The following is a 15046-nucleotide window of genomic DNA, read 5'->3' as shown; positions in this document are numbered from 1 at the left end:
TCCCTCTAATTAGCTGCTTTGTTGGCTGAGGGCGTCGAACTACCATTTTTCGCAGATTTTGCAAGCCCTGTCGATGCGGATTTATGCTGAGATGCAGCATTTTTTCCAGAAGAATTACCCTTAGTTGAAGCCCCTTCAACCACTTTGAGTGTTTTAGGAGGAGCACATTTCACGGTCTTAGCGCCTTTGCTGCCTTTTGTCGGTTTAGGACACTTCGGTTGTGGTGGAGGTGGTTTTTCCAGACTTAAACTCGCGTTATCTGCCATTGCCGACGAAACATCACCCGAGCGATTGCCAGTTTTAGGAATTAATACAGTAGAGCCGGCCTTAATTCGCATCCCTTTAGGTATGCCGTTAACTTGTCTTAGAGCATCAGCATCTACGGCTAATGTTTTTGCTGTTTGATCAACGCTTTCTGTTTTGGTGACCTTTACTGCAGTCCATGAAGAAAGCGGTTTGGTGTATTTCTTTAGATTCTCTTGAAAAATTTCGGCATGGCCAAAGGGCAACAAGATCTGTTGATTTGCATTACTCAGAATCACTGGCTTATTAAATGATGGATTGAGACTATGAAACTCATCCGGAGGAATTTCTGCTAACTTAATAGCCAAGGCCACATCAATATCGTTACCCACATCCACTGCGACAAAGTATGGGTGATTTTCTAGCTCAGGCAAAACAATTCCATAGGCCTGTGGATCAAGCACAATTTGACGATAAGCCATGAGTTTTGGTACATACATCCGCGTCTCACGCGGCATCGTTAAGCTTTCATAATCCGTTGGCAAGCCTGCCGCTATATTTCGCTTCTGGGCCTTAGATACATTGCCAGCACCCCAGTTATAGGCAGCTAGCGCAAGCTCCCAACTGCCAAACTGATTATTGAGTCGTTGCAAATAATCCAAGGCTGCATCCGTTGATTGCAACACATCGCGTCGCTCATCTCTAAAGACATTTTGAGTAAGCTGAAAGTCTTTGCCTGTAGCTGGCATGAATTGCCATAGTCCAACTGCCTTAGCATTGGACTTAGCATTCGTCACGAAAGCACTTTCAACAAAAGGCAGCAAAGCAATTTCAGTAGGCATATTGCGCGCATTTACTTCTTGCACAATGTAGAACAAATAACGTGAAGAGCGCGTCATCGAACGGTTGACATAATCTGGTCGAGCACTTAACCACCGGACCTGTTCAATCTCTAGTGGACTGTTCATGGGCTCCATCTGGAACCCATCGCGAATTCGAATCCATAAATTATCAGAAGGTGCGTACACCTTACTCACAGATTGATTTTTGAGATTGACGCGAGTCACTTTTGAGGACTTGGAGTTACCTCTAGCCGGCGTATCTGAAGACCAATCACCAGTACTTGCACAACCCGATATTAAGGTGGCAACTGCAAGTACCACATACATCAAGCGCATCAGAACTTATCTTTCCAAGCGCGAATGATGGCCAATACATGTGCAGCAGTTGGCAAATTTGCTTGACCAGAGATTGATTTTGCTGAGGCAATTACCTCGGGTTGATCGCTGCGCATAAAAGGGTTGACCTGTAGCTCTTGTCCAATTGTTGTTGGTAAAGTTGGCAAACCTTTATCGCGGAGTTCTTTTGCCTGCTCAGCCCAGGAGATCAGATTGACATTATTAGGCTCTACTGCAAGGGCAAAGCGAATATTCGAGAGTGTGTATTCATGGGTGCAATACACCAGGGTGTTTTTAGGCAATGCAGCAAACTTCGCCAGGGATTGGGTCATTTGTGTCGGCGTACCCTCAAACAATCTTCCGCAACCAGAGGCAAATAAAGTGTCGCCACAAAAGAGCATGGGCTCAACTACATTTGCCTGCATATTTGCAAAGTAGGCGATGTGACTTAAGGTATGGCCTGGAACTTCGTAAACTTTTAGGCTAATTCGGGGCGAGGCAATTTCAATCTTGTCGCCCTCTTTTGCAATTTGAGTCCGGCCTGGGATATTGTCACCCGCTGGTCCATAAACTGGAATATTGGCGTCAATGGCTTGCAGTAAGTTGAGAATCCCCCCGGTATGGTCAGCATGGTGGTGGGTAATCACAATTCCCTTGAGTTTGAGCTGGTGCTTTGCAAGATAGTCCAAAACCGGGACAGAATCACCGGGATCAACGACTAAGGCAGAATGTCCATCGTGAATACACCAGATGTAATTGTCATCAAAAGCGGGAATGGGCCAAACTTGCAATAAAGTATTCTTATCCATAGTCCGATGATACCAACCCCACCCATCCCCTCGCAGACGCCTGCACCTCCATGGAGCTCATGGGAGAAATGGCTGCAATCACCACCTGGAAGGTATGTTCTCCGCTGGGAGCAAAAATGCTTTGATCAGATTGTGTCAGATGTTTTTGGCTTTCATGCAGTTCAAATTGGCTTGCCCCAAATGAATGCGCTTAGCGAGAATCGCATGCCTTTACATGCACTTTTGGTGCACACCAATGACAATCGAGAAAGTGCCTCACGTTTTAGATGGCACCCAATTGAAGGTAATGCTACTGAACTGCCGTTTGCCAATGAAAGTATTGACCTCATTGTCCTGCCACATGTACTGGAATTTGCTTCAGATCCCCATCAAATTCTGCGTGAAGTCGATCGTGTATTGCGTCCCGAGGGTCGTCTAGTTATCTCAGGCTTTAATCCTGCCAGCCTCTGGGGGGCAAGACAATATCTCAGCAGGCTTATCGGCAACCCCTACTTGCCTAGAGATGGTCAATTTATTAGCCTCATCCGGGTTAAAGATTGGCTGCAATTATTAAATTTCTCCTTAGATCGTGGCCACTTTGGTTGTTATAAATTGCCGCTGCAGGGTGAAGCATCAATGACTCGCATGGATTTTTTAGAGCCCATGGGAAATCGCTGGTGGCCCATATTCGGAGCTGTCTTTTTGGTTTCGGCAATTAAACGTCAAAAAGGAATGAGACTAATTGGTCAGGTTCAACCGCTTCGTGTACCCGCAATCACTCAATTAGCCCCTGCTGCAGAACGCAATAGATTAAAGAACAAGTAAATTAGCGCTATGCCACATCACAAACCAGCCCATCACCCTCCCCATATCGTGATCTACACCGATGGTGCCTGCAAAGGGAACCCAGGACCTGGTGGCTGGGGAGCTGTATTGCGGTCAGGAAATCATGAGAAGCATATACATGGGGGTGAAAAGCACACCACCAACAATCGCATGGAAATTAGTGCTGTTATTTTTGCTCTGCGCGCCTTAAAGCAAAGAAGCTCAATAGAACTCTGGACTGACTCCCAATATGTCCAAAAAGGGGTTACAGAATGGCTAGAGGGCTGGAAAAAACGGGGCTGGAAGACAGTCAGTAAAGAGCCAGTCAAAAATTCTGATTTATGGCAAGAATTGGATGCTTTGATTCCAGATCATGAAATTTCGTGGCATTGGGTCCGTGGACATAACGGTCACCCTGGTAATGAGTTGGCCGATCAGCTAGCCAATAAGGGTGTAGAGGAGTTTTTACCTTAGTGCTTATGGTCTTCTGACAAGGCTTTTCCTTCGGTCTTATGAGAGAATGGGTGAGCCTTAAAATCGCTAGAAACTGCATTTAAACCATAAAAAACCTAGAAAAACGAGACTGTGTCAAAAATAGAATCTTCTCTGGATCAGCTAGTCATCAAACTAGGCCAACTTAAAACAGTTGGCAAAGCCCACTTGTGCTCGTTGTGGCAAAAATATTCACCCCAATTAGATAAGCTTAAGAAAATTGACTACGCAACAGTAAAAGCATTTGTTTTGAAATTTAAGTGGCGCATTTTTTTGGTTTTAATTCTTTTATACGCCGGCTCAAAGGTCTACGATTATTTTTTCCCTGCAGCTGATAAAGCGGGTGGTCCTGTAACAGTCACCTCCGTTATTGTTGAGAAAAAAGATATCCCCCTCATTATTGAAGCTACGGGAACTATTGTTTCTAACAGCATTGTGGATATCCGCCCAATGATTACCAATACTGTCGCCAAGATATTGGTGAAAGATGGTCAAGAGGTAAAGGCTGGCGATTTACTGTTCCAATTAGACGATCGCAACGACAAGGCTAACTACGAAAAACTCAAAGCTTTGGCAGACGATGCTCAGAGTCAGTATTTACGCGCTAAGGAGCTGGTAGCCAAAAACTTCATCTCCAAGGCAGGCTTAGAAACCTCCTCTGCCAATGCGAAAGCAGCATTAGCAGCAGCTAAAGCTGCTGAAGTACAGCTGTCATTTGATTACATTCGTTCGCCTATCGATGGGCGTGCAGGCATTGTGAATGTATTCCCCGGCTCACTGGTTCAGGCCAGCAACGTAGTTTCTACCTCTACCAGCTCGACTGCAACTTCCAGCGTTGGCGCAATGGTAACGATCACGCAACTCAATCCAATCAACGTGCAATTTGTTATTCCCGAGAAAGATATACCCACCCTCCTGGAGAATCAGCTTGATGGTGAGCCCTTAAAGGTCAAAGTCACTGTTGGTGATACGAGTAAGAAAACTTATGAGGGCACGGTATTGGTGGTTGATAACCAAGTGGACCCATCTATCGCAGCGGTCCGAGTTAAAGCGCAGATACCCAATGACTCAATGACCCTGCTACCGGGTCAGTTTGCGCGCGTCTCTTTAGTAGCTAGCGATCTGAAAGATGCCTTATCCGTGCCGTCACAAGCGGTTGTGATTAATCCTCGCGGGAAATTTGTTTACACCCTAGATAAGGATGGCAAGGCAAGTTCAGTGCCAATCAAGGTGATTTATGAGTACCAGGGAAATTCTGTCATTACTGGAATTCAAGCGGGTGATCGCATTGCAGTTGAAGGAAAGCAGAATTTACGTCCAGGTAGCAAAACCCGTGAAGCTAAATCAAGTGCAGCGCCGGTTAATAGCCCTGCAACAAGCCCAACTCCAGCTGCAACAACTACTAGCGATAAAAAATGACGTTATCCGAGTTATGTATTCGGCGTCCCGTAATGACGGTATTGCTTTCAATAGCAACCGTCATTGCCGGCACAGTCGCTTATTTAAAAATTCCTGTCGCTGCCCTTCCTAGCTTTAACTCACCAATCATCTCGGTTAGTGCATCGCTTCCCGGTGCCTCACCAGAGAACATGGCTGCCTCAGTAGCCCTGCCGCTAGAAAAAGAGTTTTCTACCATTGACGGCATTACCGTCATTAGCTCAACGAACTTTTTGGGCAGCACCAGTATCACGCTGGAATTTAATAACGATCGTGATATTGATAAGGCTGCAGTAGACGTACAAGCTGCTCTGCTGCGCGCACAAAAGCGCTTGCCAATTGAAATGACGATTCCGCCGTCATATCGAAAAGTCAACCCTGCTGATACGCCAGTCTTGGTAGTGCGTATGAGTTCACCCTCTGTAAACCTGTCAGATCTAAATGCGTACGCAGAAAACTTGCTGTCGCCCAACATTTCCACTATTAGTGGCGTAGCTCAAGTCCTCGTCTATGGTGCAAAGCGCTATGCCGTGCGTGTCCGGGTTCATCCAGATGCGCTTGCAAACCGCAATCTCACAATGGATGATGTCGCTACTGCCATTAATAAATCCAATGCCAATAGTCCTGTGGGCGTCCTTGATGGCCCACGTCAGGCGATCACGATTTACGCTAATCCGCAATTAGTGAGGCCAGAAGAATTTGGCAATTTAGTCATTAGCCAAAAAAATGGTCTACCGATTTATTTAAAAGATATTGCTGATGTCAGTGAAAGTTATGAAGACGTTAAAACACTAGCCAGTGCTAATGGGGAGCGTTCCATTGCAATTGCCATCTTGCGCCAGCCAAGCGCAAATACTGTTGAAGTAGTGAGATCCGTTAAAGAGCTGCTTCCACAATTGCAAAAGCAGATGCCTGAGTCAGTCAAACTGCAACTTCTAAATGACCGATCTTTATCCATTATTGAAGCAATTCATGATGTGAACTACACACTAGCCTTAACTGTGCTTCTGGTGGTTCTGGTTATTTTCCTTTTCTTAAAACACATTTCAGCAACGATTATTCCTTCTATCAGCTTGCCGATTTCCTTGATTGGGGCATTCTTCTTGCTCTACTTCTTGGGCTACAGCCTTGATAACATTTCCCTACTAGGCATTACATTGGCAGTCGGCTTGGTAGTTGACGATGCTATTGTGGTCCTTGAAAACATCATGCGCTACATTGAGGAAGGAATGGAGCCTCTTAAAGCTTCCCTCAAGGGCAGCAAAGAGGTTGGCTTCACCATCATCTCAATCTCGATTTCATTAGTTGCGGTGTTTATTCCCCTCTTCTTTATGGCAGGGCCAATCGGCCTTCTTTTCAGAGAGTTCGCAGTAGTTGTATCTTTGTCTATTCTTGTTTCGGCTATCGTCTCTCTGACGGTTGTTCCAATGTTATGCAGTCGCTTTCTACCTAAGCCCGGTCAACATGCCAAAGAATACGCAATCAATAAAAAATTTGATCGACTATTTGATTGGATGCTCAAAACGTATATTCACTATTTGGATTTAGCTCTACGTAACCGGAAAAAAGTATTGTGGGGGGCGGTATCTACTTTTGTAATTACCGTAGTATTGTTTATTAATAGCCCTAAGGGCTTCTTCCCTGAAGAGGATATTGGACAAATTCAGGCTACCACTGAAGCATCCGAAGATATTTCCTTTAAAGCGATGCTGGCATTACAAGATCAGGCAGCTGAACTCGTTAATACAGATCCCAATGTAGCTAGCTCTATCTCTGTAGTTGGTGGAGGAGCAAGCTCTGGAACCAACACAGGCCGTATCTTCATTATTCTGAAAGATAAAGCCGATCGCCAAAAGATGTCCAAGGTAATGGAAGGTCTTCGTGCGAAGTTCAAAGAGTTACCAGGTCTTCAGGTTTACATGCGACCCGTTCAGAACTTACAGCTGGGCGGAAAAAATAGTAAGTCACGTTACCAATTTATTTTGCAAAGCGTTGGTTTTGAAGGTGTTAATGAGTGGGCGGATAAGCTCATGCAAAAAATGCGCGCCGATCCAATGTTCCGAGACGTCACCAGTGACTCTCAACTTAAGGGCCTGAACGTCAAGATTGATATCAATCGTGAAAAGGCTGCCAGTGCCGGTGTTTCTATCGCAGATATTCGTACAGCCTTGTACACCTCATATGGTGAGAAACAGGTCTCCACAATTTACACCCCAGTAAATACGTACTACGTCATTCTTGAGGCTTCAGAAGATGACCGCCAATATGAAACCGATCTGAACAAAGTCTTTGTGCGAGGACGCGCTACCGACAAGTTAATCCCATTGTCCAGTCTTGCAACCTTTACCCGGACAATAGGCCCCACTGCAGTAAATCATCAGGGTCAAATTCCTGCGGTTACGCTCTCATTTAACTTAGCTCCCGATGTCTTCCTGGGTGATGCCACCAAGAAAATTGAGGAGTACACCAAGCAAATTGATTTGCCCCCTTCAATCATTACCAGCTATGGAGGGGATGCTGCTGTATTTAAGAGCAACCAATCTGGACAACTGATTCTGATTTTTGCGGCATTGGGAGTGATCTATATCCTCTTGGGAGTTCTATATGAAAGCTATATTCATCCCTTAACCATTTTGGCCGGCTTACCATCCGCGGCGATTGGTGCGATTCTGTCATTACGCTTATTTGGATTTGAATTAACAATCGTCGCATCGATTGGCATCTTGCTCTTAATTGGTATCGTCAAAAAGAATGCGATTTTGATGATTGACTTTGCACTTGATGCACAACGAAATCAAGGCATGACACCTGAGAAGGCAATCCGTGAAGCCTGTATTTTGCGATTCCGACCCATCATGATGACGACCTTTGCTGCCCTAATGGGCGCACTACCTATTGCATTCGGTATTGGTGCCGGCGCTGAACTGCGCCAACCACTTGGCATTAGCGTTGCTGGCGGCTTGATCTTCTCTCAATTTGTGACCTTAATCATCACACCGGTGATTTACCTTTACCTCGATAAATACGCCGGCAATGGTCCAATGGACATTCCAGCGTCAGTGCTTGAAGGAACCTAATGCGTCAAGTTATTCTCGATACGGAAACAACGGGTTTAAATCCCGCTACAGGTGATCGCATCATTGAGATTGGTTGCGTTGAGGTTATCGACCGTCGCCTAACAGACCGCACCTTTCACTATTACGTTAATCCTGAGCGTGACATTGATGCCGGCGCTTTTGCAGTTCATGGACTCTCTAGAGAGTTTTTATCGGATAAACCTCTCTTCGGTAATATCGTAGAACAGCTGATTGAGTTCGTCGATGGCGCTGAAATCGTAATTCACAACGCAGCCTTTGACTTGGGCTTTTTGGATAATGAATTTGCCCTCCTGAAGCGCCCTCCCTTTCGCGGTCTTGCTTCAAAGGTAATCGATACTTTATTAGATGCCCGCCAGATGTTCCCTGGTAAACGCAATTCTTTAGATGCACTCTGCGAGCGGTTTTCAATTAGCAATGAACATCGCACCCTACACGGGGCGCTATTAGATGCCCAGCTACTTGCTGAAGTCTATATTGCCATGACTAGAGGTCAAGAGGACCTGTCAATTGATTTGATTGATTACACAGTTGGTACTGACTCGTCTGGCCATACCAAACCGTTGCCAACCAATCTCAAGGTCATGACAGCAAACTCAGATGAACTTGAACAGCATGAAAAGATATTGTCTGAAATTATGAAAGCAAGTAAGAAGGATTCTGTTTGGAGCCCTGCCGTCTCTGGGAGCTAAATCTTTTGCTCTATAAGCTGGCAGTAGAGCGCTTCTAACTCTTTGACGTATTGCTGCGTATTGAACAAAGGAGCAGTCGCCCTTCCTTCCTCAAGTTTATTGCGTATTGCAGACAAAACCTCAGGGTCTTTAGCAAATGACAACGCCTTCGAGTAATACTCCTCAGACGAATTGACGATGAGCTCATCTAACCCAAGAGCGCTTAGTTGGCTAGCAGCCACCCTACCTGCAAATGTCGACCCAAGCTGCGTTAGAACAGGAACACCCGTCCATAACGCATCAGCAGCCGTTGCATGCGCATTGTAATTTGGCGTATCCAAGAACAAGTCTGCCAAACGCAAACGGCTCAAATGGTCCTTTCTTGCAGGCACGCGATTGGCAAAGACCAGTCGATCAACTTCAACCCCCCTAGACCGCGCCTCGTTTTGCAAGTTCAGCATTGCCTTATCAGAAGTTTTTGATAACCACAAAACACTCCCCGGGACCTGCTTAAGCAATCTCATCCACACATCAAATATTTGAGGGCTAATTTTGTATGAATTATTAAAGCAAGAGAATACAAAACCTGTTTCAGGCAGACCCTGAGTATGTCTTGAGGGGGGATTACCCAAATCTGAAATAGAAATGCTGGTATCTACGGGAAAAAATGAATTTGGTAAATACGCAATTTTCTCGGTGTAATGCACGTGATGATCTCTTGGAATTGCCACTTCATCCGCTATTAGACAATCATAAAAATCAGCGCCTGAGGTGCCCGCATAGCCTAAATAGTTAATTTGCACAGGCGCAATTTTTCGTGCAAATAACCCCGTTCTTGCTCCAGCTGTATGCCCATTTAAATCAACGGCAATATCTAGCCCATATTCAAGAATCAATTTATGCGCCTCTGCATCATGCATGCCAAATAAATCAATAGACGTATCGAAAGATTGTCTTAGTCTAGTTTCCAACTGATCCTCAGATGGCTTGCTAAGAAAATATCCTATCACCTCAAAACGTGAGCGAGCATGAAACTTCAGTAGATTCTCCATAAGAATGCCAACCGGATGATCCTTGAAATCAGTTGAAAAATAACCAACTTTGATTTTTTTTGTTTGGCTTGTAGGCAAAACAGGTAGGTTATCCTCGCTTACATAAGCTATGCGATTGCGAATATAAGTTTGTGCAGCCAACATTTGCAACTCTAGAGAGGCCGGGGTTTGCAACAAGATGAACGGCGGTACTGCAGATTTTCTTTCTGCAACCAACTTTAAGGCGGATTCAATTAACTCCCCACTCGCTTCCCATTTACATTGGAGTGCTAATGCATTAATAAATTGCCCAATTAAAAAAGGGATATTAGGTTTTAATCTAAAGGCTTTTTCATAATGAATGAGAGCCAACTCATCTTGTTTTAACTCGGTGAGCGCGTTGCCCTTATTAAACCAAGCTTCCGCATACCCAGTATCCAGACTCAACGCCTCATCATGCGCCTTACAGGCATCGTCAAAGCGACCTAAATCAAACAATGCATTACCGTAGTTGGTCCACGCTTCTTTATAACTAGGATTTAACTGAAGGGCTTGCTCAAAGCAAGGCATTGCATCAACTGGAAAGCCCTGCTCAGCCAGCAAATTGCCCCGGTTGGACCATGCTAAGAAATATTTTTGATCAATCTCAATGGCTTTTTGATAACATACAGCGGCCTTTTCGTACTGACGAATTTTTGAATAGGATGTCCCCATATCAGTAAGAATCTGGGGATTACCAGGCAATAAGAAATTGAGCCTCTCAAAAGACTTAGCGGCATCAATATAACTTGCTGCACTATGTTGTGCCTTAGCCAAATTTGCCAGAAGCTCCAGATTTTTAGGATCAAGTTTAGAAGCCTTGCTCAGCGGCTCAATAGCTTCAGAGTTAAAGCCCTGCATTGCCAAGGATAAGCCCTGGACTTGAAGAGCAATTAAATCCTTTGAATTTACTTTTAATATTGCACGAGCCAACCGATCGGCTGATTCAAGACGTTGATTCTGAAACTCCAGCAACATCTGCTGGAGTAATGGTGCATATGGCTGAGCCATGCCTTGATCAGTAGATTATTTAGATGGCCGCCGCAATAGCCTTACCCAAGTCGTCCGTCTTAGCGGTACCACCGAGATCTGGCGTTAGTGGAGCATTGCCTGGGCCTGATGCAAGTACATTTTCAATGGCAGAAAAGATTGCCTTACCAGCCTCTGGATAGCCAAGGTGATCAAGCATCATCGCCCCACTCCAGATTTGACCAATTGGGTTAGCAATCATCTTGCCGTAGATGTCTGGTGCAGAGCCGTGGACTGGCTCAAATAATGATGGGAATTTCCCTTCTGGGTTAATACTTCCAGATGGTGCAACAGCAATCGTACCGGTACATGCGGGACCCAAATCTGACAGGATGTCGCCAAACAGATTGCTAGCAACCACAACATCAAAACGATCGGGATTCATGACGAAATGAGCAGCCAAGATATCAATATGATATTTATCAGTTCTTACATCAGAGAACTTCTTAGACATCGCCTCTACACGCTCATCCCAATAAGGCATGGTAATAGCAATACCATTGGACTTCGTAGCCGATGTGAGGTGCTTCTTAGGGCGGCTTTGCGCTAAGTCAAATGCGTATTGCAAAATACGGTCAACGCCCTGTCGAGTAAAGATTGATTCTTGAATCACAAATTCGCGATCGGTATCAGGGAACATTTTGCCGCCAACACTAGAGTATTCGCCTTCCGTGTTCTCGCGCACTACAAAGAAATCAATATCACCAGGCTTGCGATTAGCCAATGGGCATGGAACGCCTGGCAACAAACGCACCGGACGTAAATTGACATACTGGTCAAAACCGCGACGGAACTGAATTAAGCTGCCCCATAAAGAAACGTGGTCCGGCAAAATATCTGGCATGCCAACAGCGCCAAAGAAAATCGCATCGTATTGCATCAAGATATCAAACCAATCATCCGGCATCATCTTGCCGTGCTTGAGGTAGTAGTCACAGCTAGCAAAATCAAAGTGATCAAATTGCATGCCGATACCAAATTTACGGTTAGCTGCCTCTAGCGCGCGTACACCTTCAGGCATAACCTCTTTACCAATACCGTCTCCAGGAATAACGGCAATTTTGGGATTCTTAAATATTTTTTTGGCGTTCATTTTTTGTCTCAAGAAGTTATTTTTATGGACTTAAAGGGTAATTTTACCTAGGAATACTCAGCTAATAGCTCTGCGAATCTGGTCTGGAGCAACTTTTTGCCCCTTACCAACGGAGTCACTGTCGTATTCGGTGGTGTTTTCAATGGTTTCCGGGGCATCCTCTTGCATGCGGGTATTGTCTTTTGGGCAGATCGGCGCCCCATAACTAGCCCATTTTTTCAATAAAGTGACCTCATATCCACATTGAGCACATTTTGCTTTGCTTCTGCTGGCATTACTTGGCCTAGGCGGTGGAAAAACAATTGCCTGATGCGGGTATGGACCAAGCTCTTGACTAATCATCATGAGCCTTACCGTAAGCTCCTCAGTCGCATGAGCCATTCGAGCGGGGCCTTCAAGACCAACTGTCTGAGCAATACCCTTGAAATCTTCACCATGGCCACTAAAGCAATCATCCACTGCATGGCATAGCTCGTGAACCAATGTATCCAGTAATTGCACGGGATCGTCAATTTTGGGTGAGATAAAAATCTCATTCACACCGCCCCCAGAGCGCTCCCTAGGCCAGCATTGGCCCAAAGTTGTTCTGGGGCTACTTGATGCAGGAAACCCACAAGATACCCTCACAGGCGGAATGGCATAGCCTGCCTTTGAAAATACCGGCTCAAGATGTTTAACGGCATCTTCCAGCCATGCTTCACGTACAGAATGTTGCTTCATTTTTATGCAGATATAAGAAAGATTAAAAACGGTAAATTGCGATCATACGCCACCAAAAGTAGAATGGACGGATGAAAGATCTGGAAAGCCTGAGTGCATCCCAAGCAGCAAAAGCCCTCGCTCAACGCGAGATCAAAGCGAGTGATTTGTTGCTCTCCTGCCTGGATCGAATTGGACAGCGCGAGAGCATTGTTAAGGCCTGGGTAAGCCTGGGTAAGGAAAATGCCCTCGCACGCGCCAAAGCTCTTGATAAGGGCGCCATTAAGGGGATTCTGCATGGTCTACCTATCGGAATCAAAGATCTGTTTGATACCTATGACCTTCCTACGGGGTATGGCTCCCCAATTTATGCAAAACATTACCCCAGTAGCGATGCAGTTTCGGTAGCTCTCATGCGCCAAGCTGGAGGCATCATTCTGGGAAAGACGGTCAGCACAGAGTTTGCCTCCTTTAAGAGTGGACCAACAAGCAATCCACATGACGATCAACATACGCCAGGGGGCTCTTCTAGCGGCTCTGCAGCCGCAGTGGCTGATTTCATGGTGCCCTTAGCCACTGGCAGTCAAACTGCTGGTTCCATTATTCGTCCTGCCTCATTTTGTGGGGTTGTGGGATACAAGCCGAGCTATGGAAAGATCAGTGTCGCCGGAGTAAAAAGTTTGGCCCCGTCCTTAGATACCTTGGGGTGCTTTGGACGAACCGTCGAGGATGTTGCACTCGGTGTTGCCGCTATGAGTGGTGATTTGGATCTTGCCACCATCGAGAACTTGCACAATAAGCCGCGCATTGCCATTTGCAAAACTGCAGACTGGGGATTAGCAAGCAAAGAAGTTGCTGGCGCATTAGCCCTAGCCCGCTTTAGTGCTGAGACCATCGCCAAAGGAAAAATAAGCGACTTAGACTTACCGCCTCATCTTAATGGGCTTAGAGAAATACAAACTCGCATCATGCTAAATGAAATGTCTCGCAGCCTTGCATTTGAACGTGAGCACTTTTCAAAAAAAATGAGCCCGCAAATTAACCAGCAAATTATTGATGGCTCACAAATCAACTATTCACAATACGTAGCTGATTTATTGGAAGCCAAGGCTGCGAGCACCTATATGTCTGGGTTATTTGCAGATCAACTGGACCTCATCATTGCTCCCAGCGCAATTGGTGAAGCCCCCCTTCTGAAGGATGGCACAGGAGACCCTGTGTTCTGCAGAATTTGGACTCTATTGGGACTGCCCTGCATCAATCTGAATATTGCAAGCGGACCCAATGGTTTGCCACTAGGCATTCAACTGATTGCGGGTCCAGGCAAAGATCGTTTCTTATTAAGTGCTGCAAGAGCGCTTGCAAAAACGTTACCTGATCCCGTCTTGCGAGATCAGGCTTAATTTTTTACTGCTTGCTCCAATTAGTCGAGCGTAATGTTTGCGGACTTAATCACTTTATTCCAGTAAGGCAATTCTTTCTTTACTAATGCCTCGGTTGCAGCTGGATTTTGGTAACGCAATTCGACCCCTGCTGCATCGGCACGCTCCTTTACCTCAGGCATAGCCAAACTCTTCTTCACTGAGTCCGTTAATTTTGCAACAATTGGTGCTGGTGTTCCGGCAGGCGCAAATAGCCCTACCCAAGACTCCAATTGAAATGAAGGTAAGCCTGCCTCTGCAGTAGTCGGCACATTAGGCATACCAGGGTGACGATTTTTACCAGTGACTGCTAGACCTTTGAGCTTGCCACTTTGCACGTGCTGCATCACTGAGGGTGGTGTTGAGATAAAAACCTGTACTTGCCCTGCCAGCACATCCTGAATTGCTGGGCCAGAACCTTTGTAGGGAACATGAACCATATCCACTCCAGTAATCTGCTTAAACATTTCAGTACCGATATGAGAAACCGAGCCATTGCCTTGTGAGGCGTAATTTAATTTACCTGGATTGGCCTTGGCATAGGCAATAAATTCTTTTAAGTTGTTAACTGGAACTGAAGGGTGAACTGCAATGACATTAGTAGAGACTGTCAGCAAAGCAATTGGTGAAAAATCCTTAATTGGGTCCCATGGCAGTTTATCCATCAAAGCCGGATTACCAACGTGATATCCCGAATAAGAAATCAATAAGGTATAGCCATCTGGCTTTGCCTTGGCAACGTATTGGTAAGCAGTATTACCGCTAGCGCCTGGCTTATTGTCGACTACGATTGCTTGACCGATAACACGAGTTAAAGGCTCGCTTAATAAGCGCGCTGAGGTATCGACCAAGCCACCGGGTGGGTTAGGGACAACTAGGACAATCGGCCTATCCGGAAAGCTATCGGCATTCGCAACATTCAATAATGTAACTAATCCAAATAGGATAAGAGCACTGCATACACGCTGAAATAAAGTCATCCTCATCTCCAAATCTTTTTATAGA

Annotated in this window: 12 protein-coding genes; 6 read left to right on the top strand and 6 right to left on the bottom strand. The window is 45.5% G+C overall.

Translation table 11 applies throughout. From position 1 onward, the window contains the following. Positions 1-5: 5 nt before the first annotated feature. A complete protein-coding gene (locus FD961_RS04210) occupies positions 6-1421 on the bottom strand; it encodes a transglycosylase SLT domain-containing protein (protein WP_215394232.1) in 1416 nt (471 codons plus the stop codon). Then, positions 1421-2230, bottom strand: a complete 810-nt coding sequence (gene gloB, locus FD961_RS04205; RefSeq protein ID WP_215394231.1) for a hydroxyacylglutathione hydrolase — start codon at positions 2228-2230, stop codon at positions 1421-1423. The genes FD961_RS04210 and gloB overlap by 1 nt, the downstream gene beginning before the upstream one ends. A 6-nt stretch (positions 2231-2236) precedes the next feature. Between gloB and FD961_RS04200 the strand changes: the two genes are divergently transcribed. From FD961_RS04200 to dnaQ, 5 genes are all read left to right on the top strand, one after another. Continuing rightward, the gene (locus FD961_RS04200; RefSeq protein WP_215394230.1) at positions 2237-3034 is read left to right on the top strand and encodes a class I SAM-dependent methyltransferase; all 798 of its coding nucleotides are present in this window, start codon (positions 2237-2239) and stop codon (positions 3032-3034) included. A gap of 9 nt (positions 3035-3043) precedes the next feature. Further along, entirely contained in the window at positions 3044-3508 is a 465-nt protein-coding gene (gene rnhA, locus FD961_RS04195) for a ribonuclease HI (RefSeq protein ID WP_215394229.1), read from the top strand. A 111-nt stretch (positions 3509-3619) separates the two neighbouring features. Beyond that, positions 3620-4945 carry an efflux RND transporter periplasmic adaptor subunit gene (locus FD961_RS04190; RefSeq protein ID WP_215394228.1) on the top strand — a complete coding sequence of 442 codons (1326 nt, stop codon included), beginning with the start codon at positions 3620-3622 and terminating at the stop codon, positions 4943-4945. Then, positions 4942-8040, top strand: coding sequence for an efflux RND transporter permease subunit (locus FD961_RS04185; protein WP_215394227.1), 3099 nt, complete (start codon positions 4942-4944; stop codon positions 8038-8040). The genes FD961_RS04190 and FD961_RS04185 overlap by 4 nt, the downstream gene beginning before the upstream one ends. Continuing rightward, the gene (gene dnaQ / locus FD961_RS04180; protein ID WP_215394226.1) at positions 8040-8750 is read left to right on the top strand and encodes a DNA polymerase III subunit epsilon; all 711 of its coding nucleotides are present in this window, start codon (positions 8040-8042) and stop codon (positions 8748-8750) included. The genes FD961_RS04185 and dnaQ overlap by 1 nt, the downstream gene beginning before the upstream one ends. Here the strand turns inward: dnaQ and FD961_RS04175 are convergent. Genes FD961_RS04175 through FD961_RS04165 form a run of 3 tightly spaced genes read right to left on the bottom strand, consistent with a single transcriptional unit; the run spans position 8747 to position 12641 of the window. Further along, on the bottom strand, positions 8747-10810 hold the full coding sequence (locus FD961_RS04175; protein WP_215394225.1) for a tetratricopeptide repeat protein: 2064 nt from the start codon (positions 10808-10810) through the stop codon (positions 8747-8749). The genes dnaQ and FD961_RS04175 overlap by 4 nt on opposite strands. Positions 10811-10829: 19 nt before the next feature. Next, positions 10830-11921, bottom strand: a complete 1092-nt coding sequence (locus FD961_RS04170; protein ID WP_071465849.1) for a tartrate dehydrogenase — start codon at positions 11919-11921, stop codon at positions 10830-10832. 57 nt (positions 11922-11978) lie between these two features. After that, a complete protein-coding gene (locus FD961_RS04165) occupies positions 11979-12641 on the bottom strand; it encodes a SprT family zinc-dependent metalloprotease (protein ID WP_215394224.1) in 663 nt (220 codons plus the stop codon). A gap of 71 nt (positions 12642-12712) precedes the next feature. Between FD961_RS04165 and FD961_RS04160 the strand changes: the two genes are divergently transcribed. Continuing rightward, entirely contained in the window at positions 12713-14023 is a 1311-nt protein-coding gene (locus FD961_RS04160; RefSeq protein ID WP_215394223.1) for an amidase, read from the top strand. A gap of 20 nt (positions 14024-14043) precedes the next feature. Here FD961_RS04160 and FD961_RS04155 read toward each other — a convergent pair whose 3' ends face one another. Then, positions 14044-15027, bottom strand: coding sequence for a Bug family tripartite tricarboxylate transporter substrate binding protein (locus FD961_RS04155; protein WP_371817160.1), 984 nt, complete (start codon positions 15025-15027; stop codon positions 14044-14046). Positions 15028-15046 lie beyond the last annotated feature (19 nt).

It is taken from the genome of Polynucleobacter sp. TSB-Sco08W16 (assembly GCF_018687455.1).
Classification (GTDB): Bacteria; Pseudomonadota; Gammaproteobacteria; order Burkholderiales; family Burkholderiaceae; genus Polynucleobacter.
This window is presented reverse-complemented; position numbering and strand designations above follow the sequence as displayed.